13 protein-coding genes are annotated in these 18,143 nt (G+C 59.0%); 1 reads left to right on the forward strand and 12 read right to left on the reverse strand.

Annotated features, from left to right (window positions below; genetic code table 11):
* On the reverse strand, positions 1–1,203 hold the full coding sequence (locus B3C38_RS11245; protein WP_286727132.1) for an MFS transporter: 1,203 nt from the start codon (positions 1,201–1,203) through the stop codon (positions 1–3).
* 92 nt (positions 1,204–1,295) lie between these two features.
* Complete coding sequence (locus B3C38_RS11250) at positions 1,296–2,750, reverse strand: hypothetical protein (protein ID WP_141405656.1); 1,455 nt, start codon at positions 2,748–2,750, stop codon at positions 1,296–1,298.
* Positions 2,751–2,895: 145 nt separating this feature from the next.
* Here B3C38_RS11250 and B3C38_RS11255 point away from each other — a divergent pair, with 145 nt between their 5' ends.
* Positions 2,896–3,663 carry a CDGSH iron-sulfur domain-containing protein gene (locus B3C38_RS11255; RefSeq protein WP_286727134.1) on the forward strand — a complete coding sequence of 256 codons (768 nt, stop codon included), beginning with the start codon at positions 2,896–2,898 and terminating at the stop codon, positions 3,661–3,663.
* A 148-nt stretch (positions 3,664–3,811) separates the two neighbouring features.
* Here the strand turns inward: B3C38_RS11255 and B3C38_RS11260 are convergent, their stop codons facing one another.
* From B3C38_RS11260 to B3C38_RS11305, 10 genes are all read right to left on the reverse strand, one after another.
* Complete coding sequence (locus B3C38_RS11260) at positions 3,812–5,089, reverse strand: M64 family metallopeptidase (RefSeq protein ID WP_286727135.1); 1,278 nt, start codon at positions 5,087–5,089, stop codon at positions 3,812–3,814.
* 141 nt (positions 5,090–5,230) lie between these two features.
* Positions 5,231–6,202, reverse strand: a complete 972-nt coding sequence (floA, locus tag B3C38_RS11265) for a flotillin-like protein FloA (protein WP_018695856.1) — start codon at positions 6,200–6,202, stop codon at positions 5,231–5,233.
* Between the two features lie 56 nt (positions 6,203–6,258).
* On the reverse strand, positions 6,259–8,238 hold the full coding sequence (locus B3C38_RS11270; RefSeq protein ID WP_414630911.1) for an NPCBM/NEW2 domain-containing protein: 1,980 nt from the start codon (positions 8,236–8,238) through the stop codon (positions 6,259–6,261).
* Positions 8,239–8,256: 18 nt separating this feature from the next.
* Positions 8,257–8,739 carry an NfeD family protein gene (locus tag B3C38_RS11275; protein WP_286727136.1) on the reverse strand — a complete coding sequence of 161 codons (483 nt, stop codon included), beginning with the start codon at positions 8,737–8,739 and terminating at the stop codon, positions 8,257–8,259.
* Positions 8,740–8,783: 44 nt separating this feature from the next.
* On the reverse strand, positions 8,784–10,349 hold the full coding sequence (locus B3C38_RS11280; RefSeq protein ID WP_286727137.1) for an SPOR domain-containing protein: 1,566 nt from the start codon (positions 10,347–10,349) through the stop codon (positions 8,784–8,786).
* Positions 10,337–11,782, reverse strand: a complete 1,446-nt coding sequence (locus tag B3C38_RS11285; RefSeq protein ID WP_286727138.1) for a TrkH family potassium uptake protein — start codon at positions 11,780–11,782, stop codon at positions 10,337–10,339. The genes B3C38_RS11280 and B3C38_RS11285 overlap by 13 nt, the downstream gene beginning before the upstream one ends.
* Before the next feature lie 4 nt (positions 11,783–11,786).
* Positions 11,787–12,572 carry a hypothetical protein gene (locus B3C38_RS11290; protein ID WP_286727139.1) on the reverse strand — a complete coding sequence of 262 codons (786 nt, stop codon included), beginning with the start codon at positions 12,570–12,572 and terminating at the stop codon, positions 11,787–11,789.
* A 36-nt stretch (positions 12,573–12,608) separates the two neighbouring features.
* A complete protein-coding gene (mtaB, locus tag B3C38_RS11295) occupies positions 12,609–13,907 on the reverse strand; it encodes a tRNA (N(6)-L-threonylcarbamoyladenosine(37)-C(2))-methylthiotransferase MtaB (protein ID WP_286727140.1) in 1,299 nt (432 codons plus the stop codon).
* A 138-nt stretch (positions 13,908–14,045) separates the two neighbouring features.
* Positions 14,046–15,821 carry a S41 family peptidase gene (locus B3C38_RS11300; protein WP_022333067.1) on the reverse strand — a complete coding sequence of 592 codons (1,776 nt, stop codon included), beginning with the start codon at positions 15,819–15,821 and terminating at the stop codon, positions 14,046–14,048.
* Positions 15,822–15,843: 22 nt separating this feature from the next.
* The gene (locus B3C38_RS11305) at positions 15,844–18,012 is read right to left on the reverse strand and encodes a hypothetical protein (RefSeq protein ID WP_286727141.1); all 2,169 of its coding nucleotides are present in this window, start codon (positions 18,010–18,012) and stop codon (positions 15,844–15,846) included.
* Positions 18,013–18,143: the final 131 nt, after the last annotated feature.

Below are 18,143 nucleotides of genomic sequence, written 5' to 3' on the forward strand. Positions count from 1 at the left end.
TCAATTCCGGTAATAGGATTCGTCGAGTCCGAGCGTAAAGCTACCCCGGCGCAGGAGTGTGCCGACAGCAACGGCCAGCACCAGTGCCGCATTGAAAAAGAAGGGGAAGCGGTCGCTGTGCGTCCCGAAAACGTGACGGAAGAGGTCTACGATAAAAGGGCAGACCATCACGGCCAGGTAATTCACCGACATGACGAACGAAAGGGCCAGCGTAGCGGAACGCGGCGGGGCGATGGTCGCCGCCTTGTCGTAAATGACAGGCTGCATGATCCCATACCCAAGCCCGGTGCAAAGCGCCCCGAAGGCCAGCATCGCCTTGCCGTGGAAAACCCCGACACACAGCAGCCCCACACAGACCAGCACGAGCGCCACGAGGTTGACGTTCCGCTTCAAAGAACGGATAATCTTGTCGATGAACAGCCCCGGCAGCATGATCGCAAGGAAAAACAGCGAGATCAGCACCCCGGAAAACGAGCTGTCGATCTTGTAGTCGTCGACCAGGAACGAGGCATAGAACGTCACGACCAGCACGGCGTAGGTGACGAAGAAATAGAACGCCATCAGCCCGGCGAGCTTACGGCGGTCGATCATCTTGTGCCGCAGCTGGATGCTCTGTTCCGGCTCGGGAAAGGAGCGCTGCCGCTTGAGCAGGAACGACAGCGCAAGCGAAATACCCGGCAGGGTATAGACCAGGAAGGGCAGGTGCCAGTCGACGTTGGCCAGGTATCCCGTCACGACGGTCGCCAGCACGAGCGTCAGGTTGTTGATCGACGAGCTGTACCCCAGCTGCCGGACACGGTAATCGCCCGTAAAGTAGTCGACCACGAGCCCCGTGGAGAAGGGGATTACCATACCGGCGCCGATACCGAGGATACAGCTGATGACGATGAGCAACATCATGCTCCGGGCGAAGAGGCATGCCACGCCGCTCAGGAAGAAGACCGACAGTCCGACGGCGAGGATCTTGAGCTTGTCCTTGCCGACGGAGAGCTTGCCGGCAAGCAGGACGAAGGGGATGATCAGCAGCGAGGGCAGCGACGTGAGCATCTGTATTTCAAGGTCGGTGGCCTTCGGGAAGATTTTATTCAGGTCGCCGAGGATCGGCGAGATCGCCAGCCCCGGCAGAGAGGCGATTGCCGACACCGACCATATCGCCAGCAGCACCCCGAGCGTAATCGTACCTTTGCCTGTCTTGATTTTCATTGCCAGTGGATTTACACGCCCACACAGCAAGTGTTATACCAAAGCAGGGCGGGCCGGCATGTTGCCGGCCCGCCCTGTCGTATCGGATGTACCTACCTGCCCTGCTGCTTCACACAACGCACCTGAAGGCCGTTGGCGCGGGCATAGGGCACCGAATTTTCGATGCCGGCCGAGGTGTCGAGTTTCTCGAACCAGAAATGGAGTGCCGCAGCCTGCGTGCGGGACACGGCGGTCGTCCAGTAAAGGCCTTCCCAGGGTTGCGCCTCCATGGCGTCGGAACGCACCTTGGGCAGCGGATTGTAGATATTCAGGATCTTGCCGTTGTCGTAGCGGCGGCGTCCGGCACCGATGAAAAACGATTCGGCGTTTCCGTCGGTCAGCGTCCAGCCGTATTTCGCCTCGTCGCCCACGGCCGGGGTTCCGACGATCGCCAGGTTGTCGAACGCGCCCGAGGGAGCCACGCGCCAGCCGTAGGGGCAGGGGTCGTTAACGCTCTTGTCGGCCACATTGTCGTCCGCCGACCACAACTGGTCGGAACGGCCGCTCCAAAGCCAGTCGTTGTCCGTGTCTGCCACACCCGTAATAAAGACGAGCGGGTTCCGGATGGCATATTCCATCGTTCCGGTCTCGGCGCTCGACTCGGACATTTTCAGGTAGACGCGACTGCCGCTGCCGCTGTACATCGAGGCACCGGAGCCCTCAGAGCCCTGGTAGGTATTCGGCCCGATGAACGGGTCTTTGCGGCCCCACTGGTAATATAACCCGTAGGAAGCGAGTATCTTGTCCGTCGTCGAATTGTCGTTCGCCAGGGCTCCGAGGTTGCGGTTCATCAGCGTATAGCCGTTGAAATCGACCGTACCGCCCTCCGCATCGGGGTCGTAATCAGTCGCCCAGATATGCCAGCTCCAGATAAGTTCGCCGTCAGCATCATAAGCCCCGATCACGGCGTTGCCCTGCTTGATCTTGGTGGCGTCGTCGCTGTCGGCACCGATGTAGAACGACGCCTTGCCGTCCTCGAAGTCGGCATACTGCACGAATCCCGATGCGGTCTGCCATACGACGTTCACATAAGAAGTAGCCAGCTGGGAACCGTCGCCCTTGCGCGTGGCGTCGATCAGGTAGTTCGTTTCGGGTTCCGTGACGATGTAACTGTTGGCCACCTCGGCGCTGATGTCCTTCGTCGTCACGATACCGGCGAAGAGCGTCGCCGAAACGAGCGTCCCGCCGGGGGTATAACCCGTAAAGGAGAACGAGCCGGTCTTGACGGCATCCCCGCTCTCGATGTCCTCGGCCGAAGGAGCCTTGACGGAGATCGTCGCGCCTGCCAGGTCAACGACCGCCTCGTCCCAACCGGTGGGTTTGCTCGTCGCGGACAGTGTCTTGATGTTCTGTGCCGTGAAACCGACCGTAGCCGACCCTCCGGCCTGCGCAAAGAACACCGCCGGGGAATCGAGCGTGATCTTGCCCGAATCCTTATCCTTGCTGCATGCCACGACGAAAACCGCCGCAGTCACGACCACAGCCATCAGCCTTACGAATCCTCTCATATTACTCAAATTTACCGAAATTCAGTTAAAAAAATCTTTGCAAAGATACCAAAAAGCGGGATAAATCCTACAAGGACATCCCAAATTATTCATTTGGGAATAATTATTGCCGCCTACTCCCTAACGAATTATAAATGCAAATAGTATGTCCAAATTGAAAATTGAAACGGGAAGTTCGCCCGCCGGGGAGCGTTTCAGCATCACGGTGACCGAAGAGAGCCCTTACCTGGTCTACGGAAGGCCGCCGCTGGCCGAACAGTTCATCATGCCCAACGAGTCCAACGAAAGCTGGTATTTCCAGCAGGGCAGGCTTTTTTCGACCGAGGCGGAACCCACGGCGATCTGCCGCTGCGGCGCATCACACCGCAAGCCCTATTGCGACGGTTCGCACGAGAAGGCTGACTGGGATCCCCGCCTCACGGCACGTCCGGACGCCCTGCTCGACGGGGCCGAGGTGATCGACGGGGGCACGCTCCAGATGACGGACAACGAGAAATACTGCGTCTTCGCACGTTTCTGCCACCCGCACGGCGATGCGTGGACACTGACCGAGACATCCGACGATCCCGAAGCCCGCAAGCTGGCCATCCGCGAGGCCTCGATGTGCCCCAGCGGCCGTCTGATGGCGTGGGACAAGGAGACGATGAAACCCTTCGAGTTCCATTTCGAACCGAGCCTGGGGCTGATTGAGGACATCACGATCGGCGCCAGCGGAGGGCTGTGGATACGGGGCGGAATACCCATGCGGCGCGAGGGCGGGCAGACCTACGAGATCCGGAACCGCGTCGTGGCATGCCGCTGCGGGCAGTCGGCCAACAAACCCTATTGCGACGGCACCCACGCCTCGATCAAGTGGAAGGACGGCCTGGCAGGCGAACCCGTCGGCGAAACCCTGCCCGAAGAGGTATACTGAGAGATCGCCGCACCACACTGCGACAGGCAGGCACGGCACCGCGCAACCGGAACGACGGCAGGGCTGTGTCGGCAGGGGTAACGGGCCTGCTGCACACGGGAAGAGGGGCGCACACGCGTCCCTCTTGTATTACAACACATTGCAAAGTTTACCTACACAAAAACTCGATGTAATCGCAGATGGCTTTCGTACAAACGGGACAAAACTCGTCCGTCCGGTGCAGGTTGTTCATCAGGCAGTTCCGCCACGGGCGGTAGACCCCCTTCGCAGCATAACCGCCGCCCTCGAAAACCCCTACGACCCCCTCGTACCCGGGGGTGTCGGGCGTCGGAACGGGCGTCCCGACCGGCACCATCGCTTTCCAGAACTTGTCCTCGAACCCGACGAGCGTTGTCAGGTTCGCCTCCCACGGCTCGATGTCCCGGGCATACATGTCGTCGTAGGAGGTCGTGCCGACATACTCGTCGCCCAGCCCCAGCATCAGGTGCCCGAATTCGTGGACGTAGATCTTCCCGGTACGCGTAGGGTGGTGTGCGGCGCTGATGCCATAGAAGTTGAAGATACCGCCACCCCCGTATTTCTGGGTGTTGGACAACACATAGATATAGTCATAAGGGACATGCGCCGCGATGTCGCGCAGGCGCTGGAAGTCGTCGACCATCTGGTAGCGCTCCGAGCCGAACGTATAGAAAGAGGCCCCGCAGGCCGTGTTGCGCCACACGCGTTCGCCGGGGATCGTCACGCCCGAATCGGCGGACGGCGCCCACACGGCGCGGATATTGAACCGCGAAGCGTACTCCCTGAAAGGCGAATAACTGAAAAATTCGCGTGCGAATTCACGGCAGGCCGCTTCGAATTTCGCCCGCTCCCTGGCGCTATACCCCTCGGGCAGCAGCACGATGTCGACACGATGTGCGGGGTTGCCGTTATATGCCACCTCGAAAGCCTCGTAGCGGGGTGAGAACTGCGCGACGAAGCAGGATGCGGGGTCGATATTCTGGCTGAACCGCTTTTCGAAGCGCCCCCCGGCATTGCGGCCGAAGATCTCGATGCGGCACGGGCGCCTGGGATAGGGGAATACGACCGACTCGGGATAGGAACGGCGCACGCTGTCGGCCTCGGCCGTGCTCTGCCACTCGTTGAAGAGCGTACAGAAGCCGCGCGAATAGATCTCCCGTTCGGAAGCACGGTCGACGATGCGGAAAAACTGGTTCCCGTAGCCCGTAGTATCGAGGAGCGACACGTGCGAGCCCGCCCAGTAGGGTTCGGCCTTCAGGGCGTCGAAGAAATACTCTTCCGAGCGGCTGTCGCCGCTGTGGTAATAGTCGAAGCGCATCGTCTCTTCGAGGAAATAGTCCGAGAAGCGCACCTGCGCCGACACAGCCGGGCACGCACCGAGAAACAGCAAGAGGAAAAATCTCTTCATGGCAATCTGCTTTTCAATCCACACCCCGGGGAACGGGCCTCCGGTTCCGGGATGTTGCAATGATACAACTCTATTCGGCATCTAATATACGAAAAAAGGGGTACGGTTTCGACCGTACCCCCGGAAAATCCCCCGAACTGGTTATTTTTTCTCCGGCCGGGCGATCGTCTCGCGCATCGACGTGTCGGCCATGATGTTCTTCATCTTATAGTAGTCCATGATCCCCAGGTTGCCGTTGCGGAACGCTTCGGCCATAGCCAGCGGCACCTCGGCCTCGGCCAGGATCACCTTTGCGCGGGCATCCTGTGCTTTGGCCTTGTTCTCCTGCTCGAGTGCGACGGCCATGGCTCGGCGCTCCTCGGCCTTGGCCTGGGCGATGTTCTTGTCGGCCTGCGCCTGATCCATCTGCAACTGGGCGCCGATATTCTTGCCCACGTCGATGTCCGCGATGTCGATCGAGAGGATTTCGAACGCCGTACCGGCATCGAGGCCCTTTTCGAGCACGACGCGCGAAATGGAATCGGGGTTTTCGAGCACGATCTTGTGCGATGCGGCCGAACCGATCGACGAGACGATGCCCTCGCCGACACGCGCCAGCACGGTCTCCTCACCGGCACCGCCGACCAGCTGCTTGATATTGGCACGCACCGTGACGCGCGCCTTGGCGATCAGCTGGATGCCGTCCTTGGCCACGGCCGCTACGGGAGGCGTGTTGATGACCTTGGGGTTCACCGACATCTGCACGGCCTCGAACACGTCGCGGCCCGCCAGGTCGATGGCCGTAGCCATCTTGAAATCGAGCATGATATTGGCCTTCTGTGCCGATACCAGGGCATGCACCACGCTGGTGACATTGCCGCCCGCAAGGTAATGCGCCTCGAGTTCGTTGGGGTTGAGTTCCAGCCCGGCCTTCGTGCTCTCGATCATCGACGAAACGATCGTCGAGGGCGGCACCTTGCGCCAGCGCATCAGAATGAGTTGCAGCAGGCTGATCCTTACGCCCGACACCAATGCCGAGAACCACAGCCCCACCGGGATGAAATAGAAGATGAGCCAGATCGCAAAAAGGCTCACGAATACGATCAATACGATCAATCCTGCTTGAAAATCCATAATCGAATGCTATTAAGTTAGAAAATTATCCTTGAATTACACCTTTCGGCCCGAGCTCACTCCACGGGCGTTATCCTGACCAGCGAAACCCCATGGTAGGGCACCAGCGCCCGGAGCGTGCCCGTGCATGTACCCAAGTCCCGTTGCCGCCACAAGTCCCGGACTTCGGCTTTTCCGCCGATCCCGAGCTCCCGCAGGTCGAATTCGAATTCGTAGTTCTGCTCCTGGATGGCTTCCGCCTCGTCCTGATCCCACAGCACGAAATAGGGATCCAACTGGAAAAATCCCAGCGCATACGAACCGTCGCAGAGTTTTTTGTACCACACCTGCCCGTTGGGGACGACCCGTTTGACGGCGGGGGCGACCAGCGGATCCTGGTTCACGGCGATCACTTCGGAATTGGTCAGCAGCCCGAGCGTGAAGTCGTCTATCGCCCGCATGTCGCAACCGATCAGCAGCGGGGCGGAGAGGATGGCCCACAGCGAAATATGGGCATATTGTTCGTCGGGGGTCAGCTCGGATTCGTGGGCATCGGCACCCCAGCCGTGTCCCAGCCGGCCGACCACCAGCATATCGGGGTCGTTGTACCTGCCCGGGGCCGTGGCCTGCGCGCAAACGTCCTGGAAACAGCCGATCGCCGTCACCACGTTCCATTCATCGGTGATGTCGCGGGTCGTACGCCACAGGTTGCCGCCGGCTTCGGCGCCCCAGTTCCACACGTTGGGAGCCCCGTAGCCCACGCAGTAGACGATATCCCGGTCGACCTGATCCAGCGCCTTGCGCATGACCACGTAGGGTTCCTGGATCGTCTTTTCCTCGGAGTCCCTTTCGATTTGCAGGTAGCCGCAATAGTCGTGTTTGAGGTAATCCACACCCCATTCGGCCCAAGTCCGGGCGTCGGTGAGTTCATGCCGGTAGCTCCCCGGATAATTTCCGCAGGTCGTGGGCCCGGGCGAGGAGTAGATGCCGAATTTGAGCCCAAGGGAGTGGACGTAGTCGCTGAGGCCTTTGAAATCCGGGAATTTTTCGTTCGGGAGGAGCCTGCCGTCGGCCGAACGCGTATCCGCCGGCCATCCGTCGTCGATATTGACATACGTCCATCCGTAGGCCAGGAGTTTTTCGTGCATGGCGCGGGCGGCATCGCGCACCTTCGCGTCGTCGACCGAGAACCCCCAGCAATTCCAGCTGTTCCAGCCCATGGGCGGAGTCAGGGCGATTTGCGGCCCTATTTTCAGCAATATCTCCCGTTCGGCTTTCCCGAGGGCATTCTCCGCTGTCAGCAGCACCCTGAAATCCCCTTCGGCGGGCACACGGCCCGTTATCAGGCCCGTACGGGGATCGAGCTCCAGCCCTTCGGGAAGCCCCTGCGCCCCGTACGCCATCGGGCGTTTGCCGCTGGCCATGACAGGCATCAGAAAGGGATTGCCCGGGCGGGCGCCGTATACGAGCGGATTGTTGATCTGCGGCGTTTCGGGGCTCGCGGGGGTCAGGATATATTTACCCTTGGAGATCGGCCTGGCCCAGACGGGCAGGGGTTTCACCTCCCCGCGCGTGGAGATCCTCACCTCCAGCCAGTCGGCATGGTCGTACATGATCCCGTCGCCGGCCTCCTCGACCAGCAGCAGGACTTTGTCCAGGCCGGACAGGTCGACGTCGAACGCACGGGCAACATCGCCCTTGCGCATCACACCGCTGTCCCACAGCACCTTCCGGTCGCCGAGGATTTTGAACCGGTGTTTCCCGGCGAACAGGTTTTTATCGTCCGCGCCCACCGCCCCGGCGATGGAGACGGCATCGCCGCCGAGCCCGAACAGCATACGGCTGATCGAATGGGTTCCCACGCCGCGGCCGTAAACGACGCCGCCCACCGTGAGGGGAGTATCCAGCACCGAGCGGTCGGCCTGCGGCAAGCCCCAGTCCTGAATGCAGCACGAGAGATCCAGCTCGTCCAGCCAGACCTCCTTCGTTCCCTGCGCCCGGGAATCGCAAGCCATCCCCACGACGGCCAGCAATGCAAAGAATCTGAGATATCCCATCCCCGTCCGATTATCCGGCTAAGCGTGCCGATCCTTCACGGTCTTTACGATGATGCTGAAATTCTCGAAGCCCACGACTTCGACCTCCCGGCGCGGGTCGACATAGGCCGTCAGCGACTTGGCCTCGTAGACCTTGCCGCCGACCTCGACCGTACCCATCGGGGAAAGGCGCGAAAGGGTCATGCCGCGGTCGCCCACCTGCAATTCCTGGTCGGGGGTCGCGGGCATACTCGACGAATCGACCCTCTGTTTGAGCGAAAAGCGCTGCCAGGTCTTGGCGCGCAGGGAAATAATCGTGGCGACGAGCGAAAGCAGGAGGATAGCCAGGATGACTACGACCCCGGCTACGGTGCCGTAATCGCGGAAAGCGAGGTAGATGGAACTGCCGTAGCAAACCAGCGCCAGGATGGCACCGATCGACACGCCGGGCAGCAGCACCAATTCCGCCACCAGGAAAAGCAGTCCCAATACGATCAGGAGTATGATATAGAACATCGTCATAAGGAGTTGTTGAACATTGCACTAAAGATAGGCAATAAATTCAATTATTCCGCAATTTCGGCGACTTTTATTTCCAAAGACGGGTCTGCCTGTATTATTGCGGCGGCCACGCGGTCGGCCACGGCCTTGTCGTCGAACATCCCCACCACGAACAACTGCTGTCCCACGCGCGAGAGTTCGCACCCCTCGGCCGCCTCGGTGATAACGGTCTTGACAACGTCGGGCAGTGCCTCCGTACCGGTGATTTCGACCCGGTAGGCAATCTGCTGCGCCTCGGGGTCACGCGAAAGGTTGCGGTAGGCGCCGTCCGTCCACACCACGATTTCGGGGCGGACGAAGCCTTTGGATTTCAAGAGTTTTTGCGCGGCCTCGGCCTCCTCCCGGGTTGCGAAGCCCCCGGCATAGTAGCACCATTTCTTATCCTCGCCGACCAGATAGGAGAGCGGATACGCCCCCCGGAACGTGGAGACGGCACGCTTGGTATTGAACGTGCCCAGCAGGATACGGTAGATCGTCCCGTGCTCGTAGACCCTGCACTCGGGGATCGGGTGCTGGTAGCTGTATTTTGGCGTTGCGGAGAACGCGATGCTGTCGTAGTCGAGGAAATAGCGCTGCGCCACGTCGATACGGGGCAGGCGGAAGTCGATGCCATCCAATTGCGCAGCCACGCCGCGCAGCGAGTCGCGGGCGGAAGTAAGCCCCAGCAGGCCGGCCACGGCCGTTTCGTAGCCCACGAGGACTTTCTTGCGCAGGAAATAATCGGCCACGGCATCCGAAGCGACCTCGCCGCGCAGTGCCGAGAGTTCGCGGGCAGCCTCGGAAAGCCGCTCCTCCTCACGCGCCAGGATGGCATCCTGCCCCAGTTTGTCCATCAGATAGCCATAGGCATACCCTTTGTTGTCGGCGATATAATTCCACGCCTCGGCGAGCGAATCGGCCAGCACGCGGTTGAAACCCTGCAAGGTATTGTAGCGGTCGTAAATCTCGCCCGCATCCGCCTCGGTCTGCGCCGCGGCATAGGCCTCGGCCAGTTCGCGGATCGTCCCGTAGTTGGCGAAATAGCGGTTCACATAGTCCACGGCGTCCAGCTCCATCCCCTGCGCCCTGCGCAGGGCCGCATAATCGGCCTCGGGCAGCTGCTCGCGGAAATAGGGGTTGAAAACCAGGTTGCGCACCTTGAGCGAGTCAGGGATCGCCCCTGCGGGACTTTCCGCGACAGGCTCCGCTGGCTGCTGCGCCGCCCCGTTCAGGTTGGCGAGCACCCACTCCTGCTCGATGGTGTTGATCTTGTCGATCAGGCGCCCCTTGGCATTGCGCACCTCGAATATCCGGCTTTCGAGCTGCAGGATCTCCTGCGAATAGCGCTGCCTGTTCGCGGGGTCTTCGCGCAACTGTTGCCGGGCGCGTTCCACGGCATTGACGATCGAGTCCTCGCGGATCTGCAACTGCGCATCCTGTTCCAGAAGCGACATGTACTCCCGGTTGCCCTCGAGCCCCGCGATACGGGGTTCCACGCGAACCTGCTGCGCACAGAGGTCTCCCGCCGCCAGCAGCGCCGCACATAACACTATATAAACCTTACGAAATACCATCTCGGTTACCTCCACCATTTAATGAAAAAGAGTTGTATGAATCCGAATATTTCCAGACGCCCCAACAGCATCAGCAGCGAATTGGAGAGCTTGAACACCCCGGGAAGCGCCGAAAAATTGTCCATCGAGCCGACCTCGCCGAAGCCCGGGCCGACGTTGCCGATCGACGCCACGGCCCCCGAGAAACTGGTCATCAGGTCGACGCCGAATATCGTCCCGAAAACCGTGCCGGCGAGTATCAGCATCAGGTACGCCACGATGAATATCATGACCGAATGAAGCGCCTCCGTTTCCTGGATAACGCCGTCGAGGCGGAGGCGGATGATCGCATTGGGATGCTGCTGCTGCCGCAGGCGGGCGCGCATCATCTTCATGGCCAGCACCAGCCGGTTGGTCTTGATACCGCCCGCGGTAGACCCGGCGCAGGCACACACGATCGAACCGAAAATCAGCAGGATGACCGCGAACGAAGTCCACTGGTTGGAATCGGCCGTCGCAAACCCGGTCGTCGTCACCACCGACACGAACTGGAAAAGCCCGTGGCGGAAAGCCGACGTGAAAGCAGGGTAGATATCCGCGACACGGAGGCTGACGGCGATCAGCAGCCCGCCCGCGAACAGCATGCCGAGGTACCAGCGCGTCACTTCCGAACGAAAAATATTGCTGCGCTTGCCCGTCACCGTGGCATAGATCAACCCGAAATGAATACCCGCCGTGGCCATCGTGAAAATCAGGATCGTGTCGATCATCGGACTGTTGAAATAGGCGACGCTGGCGTTCTTGGTCGAAAATCCGCTCGTGGCGCAGGCCGACATGGCGTGGCAGAGCGCATCGAACCAGTTCATGCCCGACATCTTGAGCAGCACGGTCGAAAGCACCGTAAGCCCCACATAGACCACCAGTAGTATCTGGACGATGATCTGCGTGCGGTAGCGGTAATTGTCCTTGGCGAGCGTCGACAGCTCCACATTGGAGAGCGTCAACTTATTGCGGCCCAGCGAGGGCAGGATCAGCAGCGCGAACATCACCACGCCCATACCGCCGACCCAGGTCGTCGAGAAACGCCAGAACTGCAACCCGCGGGGCAGCGCCTCGACATCGTTCAGGATCGTCGACCCGGTGGTCGTAAAGCCCGAAACGCTTTCGAACCAGGCGTTTACCAGGCTGAACTCCCCGCCCCAGATCAGGTAGGGGAATGTCCCGACCACACAGGCCACCAGCCACGAGCCGACCACCACGCAGAAGCCCTCTTTGTTGGTGATCTGCTCCGTACGTTCCACGAAAATCAGCGGGAAAGCCCCCAGCAGGGCCGTGAGCAACGACGACAGGAGCAGCGGGTAGAACGCCGAGTCCATGCCGCTGACGTAGGAGATACCCGCCGACAGGAGCATGAACAGCGCGATGAATATCATCACGACCCCGACATATCGCAATACCACGTCTACTCGCATCGCATCAGGCTTTCGGTTGCTTGGAAATGGTGATCAGCGTCTCGATCTTCTCTTTGAGCTCCAGCATTTCGTCCTTGCAGTCGGCCTTGACGACGAACGGCACGCGGAACGAAAGGTAATCGCCCAGCCCCTTGTTCATGCGCAGGATGGGATTGACACAGTAGACGGACATGAAATAATAGAGCATCAGCACGATGGCGATCATCACCGCCAGTGAGATCAGCACGGGCGTCACGGCCCGGTAGGCGTTCTTCTTCATCTGCTCGGCACGCGGCGCCAGCGAACTCTGCGTCGAAGTCATATAGTTCTTGATGGCCGACGTGAGGCGCCCGTAGAGCGCCACGTACTCGTCGTTATACCATTTGACCCCCACGGAATCGGGGGAAACGGGCCCCGGCACCTCCGGCGCAGCAGTTCCGAAGGCCAGGTAGTTGTCGGTCAGCAGGCGCAGCTCGGTCGTCGCGAAAGCGAGCGAGTCGAGGAACGACTTTTCGAGCGCCTCGTCCTGTGCCACGAGCAGCGTATTCTCCAGCCGTTCGAGGCTCCGGCGGCAAAGGCTGTCGCACGAGCGGTCGCCGAATACCGAAAGGCGGATCAGCGCCACGTTCTGTTCGTGCGCGGCGTCGAGCATCTCCTTGGCCAGCTCGATATTACGCATGTTGGCCTTGAGGATCTCGCCCGTGTCACGGCTCAGATGGCTCAGCTCCACGAACGAGACCATGCCCGAAAAAAACAGCAGGCATACGATGCTCAGGAAGCCCACCGTCACCCTTTTGCGCAAACCCGTCATACTCTTTATGAATTTTGTAGTGGCAAATATAATGATTTAATCCCGAATTTCACCCATCAGGTCGTGAGATTCGTCCATAGCCCCCAGCCTGACGCGGCAAACGGTGTTGACGCGGGCCTTGTCGTAGGGAGCCTTCACCCGGCGATAGTTGCCCGTAAAGCCGAACATCATGCCCCCGCGCCGCGTGCTTTCGAACAACACGGAATCCTCGCTCCCCACGGCACGGGCGCAGAATGCCCCGTGCAGCTTCGCGCACAGCGTCTCCAGCTCGGCCGCGCGGCGCGTCGCCACCGAAGCCTGCACCTTGCCGGGCATCTCCACGGCCGGCGTGCCGGGACGTTCCGAGAAGGGGAAAATATGCAGAAAGGCCGGTTCCAGCCCGGCAAGGAAGTCGTAGGTCGTGCGGAAATCCTCCTCCGTCTCACCGGGGAAACCGACGATCACGTCGATGCCGATGAAGGCGTCGGGCATCAGCGCGCGTACGGCGGCGATCCGGTCGGCGAAGCGCGCCGTGGTATAACGGCGGCGCATCAGCCCCAGGATCTTGTCCGAACCGCTCTGCAGGGGGATGTGGAAATGATGCTGGAATTTCGGCGAAGCGGCGCAGAAGGCGATGATCTCGTCCGTCAAAAGGTTCGGTTCGATGGAGGAGATGCGGTAACGCTCGATCCCGTCCACGCCGTCCAGCGCCCGCAGCAGGTCGATGAACTTCTCGCCCGTCGTCCGGCCGAAATCCCCCGTGTTGACACCCGTCAGGACGATCTCCTTCTGTCCGGCCGCCGCGATCCGGCGCGCCTCGGCGACCAGATCGGCGACCGGCATATTCCGGCTGCCGCCGCGGGCGTAGTGGATCGTACAGTATGCACACTTGTAGTCGCAGCCGTCCTGCACCTTGAGGAAGGCCCGCGTGCGGTCGCCGCTCGAAAAGGCCGCGAAGAACGATGTGAGCGAATCGGCATCGCAACTGTAAACCTGCGCACGGCCTTTGCCCGGAAGTTCGAGCACACGTTTATATAAATCGCCCTTATCGTTGTTACCCACGACAATATCCACACCTTCGATTGCCGCGATCTCCTGTGGTTTGAGTTGTGCGTAACACCCCGTGACGGCGATGATGGCACCGGGGTTGCGGCGGTGCAGCTTGCGGATCAGGTTACGGCATTTCTTGTCGGCATGTTCGGTCACCGAACAACTGTTGACGACGCATATATCGGCTTCAGCATCGGGTGCCACGCGGACGAAACCGCCCTCTTCGAACTCCCGGGCAAGGGTGGAGCTCTCCGAAAAATTGAGTTTGCAACCCAGGGTATGGAAATTGACTCGGCGTTGTTGCATAAAATATGTGTTTTGCTGGGCGAAATTACGAAAACCGTACGAAAAGGGGCGTCTTTTCAACAAAAAAATTACAGACCGAGATAAATAGAGCAAAGGCGCCCTGTACGGACGCCTCTGCAGCATAAGAAAAACGGAACACTACTCGTCCGTCCGGGGACGCATGACGGCACCGCCCATCGGTCGTATGGGACGGATATCCCACAAGTCGCCGAAAGGCTTCATCGGACTGCCCCCGCCGCGTGTCAACGACGAAGCCTGGAGTTCCGGCTTCTTGCCGCTCTTGATCCACACCAGCGCAATATAGCCGAGCTGATCTTCCATTGTACCGAACTCCCCCGGGTAGATCGCCGAATCGTCAATCTCGACATCGGGGACAAAACCCGTCGAATAATCCCGGAACCCCTTGGCGTTCTCAACGTAAAAGGTAACAGGGTAGAGCAGGAACTCATGATTGTAGAATGACCGCATCACTCCTTCCATACCTACGTTCTTGCCGTTGGTGGTCTGCCCGATGAGGTTGACCTCGATGTCCAGACCACGCAGGCCATTGATCACCATTTCACTGGCCGAAGCGGTCGTCTGGCTCACCAGCACATATATCTTCTTCAACCCCACAGCATGCTGAAGCGCCGTTTCGAGCGGTTCGTATATGCGCTCAACTGTTTCCTTGACGCCGATCTTGTAGTCACCGCCTTCACCGGCTTCCGTGCGGTCTTCATTGAACGTGGTATGTGCATAAACCTGTCCCTTGTAGTCGTTGCCCGCAACCAGCGTACCGAGCACGGCGCTCGAAAGCACATCGCCGCCGTTGTTGTAGCGCAAATCAAGAATCAGGTCGGTGACGTTCTGCTGGCGGAAACGTTCGAATGCCGCCATCAACTCATCGTCATAGTCGATATTAAAGCCCATATAGAGCAGGTATCCCACTTTTTTCTCGGTGCCATCGATGCCGACCACCTTGTCCATGTAGATGGCCGGATCGGTAAAGGAAGCGGCCCCGAGCTGGATGTTGCCTTTCGAGCTGAGCACAGGAGTGCTTCCGTTATCTTCCCAGGTCACCTGGCTAACCGCAATCTCGACAGACCCGTCGTATACATACTGGCCCAGCGTCTTGTAGTTGGCATCGGTCACCTCCACGCCGTTGACCGACGTGATGAAATCGCCGCGCACGAGTCCCGCGTCGTCAGCCGGCGTCCCAGGAACGACCGCCATAACCGCAAACCCGATATAGTCTGTACCGAGGCGGGTGGCTTGCAACAGATAAATACCCGACCCGGACTGCGTTTGTCCCGGAGCTCGCGACACGGGAGCATCGCTTTGCAAATTAGAGTAATAGTACATGCGTTTCTGCCCCTGCCAGAAGCCGTCGTCGTGGTTCACGTCATCCTGGGCAGCTACGCCGTCGAGGATCGAGGTGAAAAAGCGGTCGTAGCTAAGGCTGTAATCGAGGAAGAGGTTTTCGATCGGACGATTCCACAAGTAGAAGTTCTTCATATAGTCCGCTACCCATTCGTTCACGGAGCGGTATTTACCATCCCCCTGCTCGGTTGTACCTTCGGCCTGCTTCACCACGAAAGAGGCCGATGCGGCGTATCCTTTCACATGGACGGTGATCGTGGCCGTACGCGCCTCGGCAAGGTTGTTCTTGGCGACCTTCAACCTCAGCAGCGATTCGCCTGCCACACCCGAGGGAGTCTTCACCTCGCACCAGTCAGCCGAGCTCACAGCCGTCCACCGGCCTTCGGCGGTAAATTCGAAATCGAGCGTCTCGCCTTCGATCACGGCCTGGTTCTCAGCCTTCCATGCGGGAGAGGCAATCCCCGCACCTTCATTCAAATCATCGTCGTCGCTACACGACACACCGACCGTCAAGGCCAGCAGTGCCGCCAGCATCCATCCAAACAAATTCTTCATGTCTAAAGTATTTTATTAAGGATTAACGCATCATTCGTTCTGCCGCAATACGACGGCTGTCGGCCACAGGAGCGGCATCGAGGTTCACGGTCACCCGTTCGGGCAGGCTAACCTGCCGCACGTTCTTCACGGCTGCCGGCTCGGCGCCCTGGTCGGCATCGCGCGTCAGGACGATCTCGTCCGATGCCGCAAAAGCCATATCGCCATACCATTGGCTGGTACCCGACATCACACCGGGATAATAGATAAAGGTGCCGAATTCGGACTCATCGACCACTTTCTTAACCGTCAGTGTCAAATCGTCCGCCACTTCGATAGGGAAACTTATCGCCGTGTCCGTGTAGCGATCGCTGGTAGGGCGCTTGGCATAACCGCGGAAATAGAGTTCCTTACCGTTGAACTTCGCCATCGTGTAATCCAGCATCCCGTCGCTCGGGGCGCTCGTCGAAATCGTGTTGTCACTGTTGAATTCGATGAACCACTTCGGGCCGTAACCGGCATCGGCTTCCTCTTTGTTCGCAACCCAGCCGTTCGCAAGCAACTTCTCAGGATCCGCATACTCAACACCGCACGGAGCAAAACCCAATACGACCAGGCGGTTCATATCGTGGTAAGCCTTTTCGGTCGCCTCGTTCACACCCGTGGCAATAGTAACGGAGAAGGTCACCGTTTTGCCTTCGAGATCCTTGGTCGTCGCGGTGTATTTGCCGGGGAGTTTCGCACGCACGCCATTCCCATCGAACTGCGGCAACGAAACTGTCGCGAAATCCTTCACTACGGAAACGCCCACGCTTTCCTCATTCGTCGCATAAACACCGAACTCGTACTCGGTATTCGGCGTGAGCACGTCGCTCTCGATGACAAGCCCCTCTTCACTCATAGCAGCAGCAACCTGCTCCGGGGTTAACGAAGTGCCGTTGGCAGCGATGACATCGCCGGCCGTAAGCGCCTCGTTACCGGGACGGCTGAGAACGTCTTCGATGGATCCCCTCGGGAAAACTCCGGCCACCATCGAGACCGTATAGGTCGTCTTGATCTTGAAGGCTGCTTTGTTCCACGGCGTTTCGACGGTTACGGGCTCGGCAGTCAGCTCGGGCAGGGGCCCGGTAGGTTCGCCCGTCGTAAAGTCGTAGAGCAGGAACTTCTCGCGCATGTCCTTATCGAACCCTACGATCCCGACCTGGTACTCGGTATTGGGCTTAAGGCCCTTTGCATTGACAGTGATAGCCCCCGAACTTTCGTTCGAAACATCGTCCCAATGGCCGATAATCATACGGCGAACGGAAGCCTCGCCCTCAAAAGCGGTATAATCGAACTCCGCCTTCGTGTTCACATGATAACGGAAGCGCTCGATTCCTTCCTCGGGCTTAATGGTTATATCGGCCGTCATCGAGGCGATATTGCTCACAGAGACATCGATACCATATGGGGCGGTACCGGCTTTTTTGGTCTTGAAAACGAGCGTCTTCGCTGCATCCTTGGCCACTTGCCCTTCGCCGTCGATTTCACCGGCTATGATGATAAACTCCATATCGGAGTAAATATCCTGACGATAGCCGCTCGTGTCGAAAAAGGTGGTCTCGAAAACGTAAGTTTCGTCCTCGGTCGCTTCCGTACCGAAAGCACTTGCATAAGAATCCGGGGTAGCACCGACAAGGTTTGCAATGAAATCGTAGTCGGACTTGGAAAGGCAGACGTGCTTGTACTTGGCCACGCCTTCGGGCTTCATGATATGATAGGCGAAAGAAGTAGTCTTGACACTTTCGAGCGTAATCATGTCGGTGTAGGCGACATGCGTGTCAATCGACTCGGATACGAGTTCGCTGTAAAGGAAAGGGTTGAGGTTGCGTGCGGCGGCATAGAGCTTGTACTCGGTGTCGCCAGAAAGGTCTTCGATTTTGACCTCGGCCTTTTTGGCACCTTCGAACATGGCTACGGTACCGTTTTCGAAGAGAGCCTCTGCATCGGCAATCGTTTCCGATGCCGGCAATACGGCGTAAGCATAGTCGGCTGCGCCGTTCGTAGTAATTGTAAATGATGCGGTTGTACGGGTTACATCACCCACCTCAACATTAATCGTGGGGGGGGGGATTTTGCCGCCATTGCCACCATCGTCATCACTGCACCCCTGCAAACCAAACGTCGTCAGGAATGCGAATCCGGTCATGCCGAGAAATAAAGATGTACGCATAAATGTAAAAATGTAAAAAATTTGAAAATAAATGGGGTTAATCGTGCGGATACCGAAAAAACAAGCAGGCATCCAACCGCAAATATAAAAAAAATCGAATGCTTTTCTATATCCAAGAACTAAATTATCCA

This window comes from Alistipes sp. UBA1686, assembly GCF_002320215.1.
GTDB lineage: Bacteria > Bacteroidota > Bacteroidia > Bacteroidales > Rikenellaceae > Alistipes > Alistipes onderdonkii.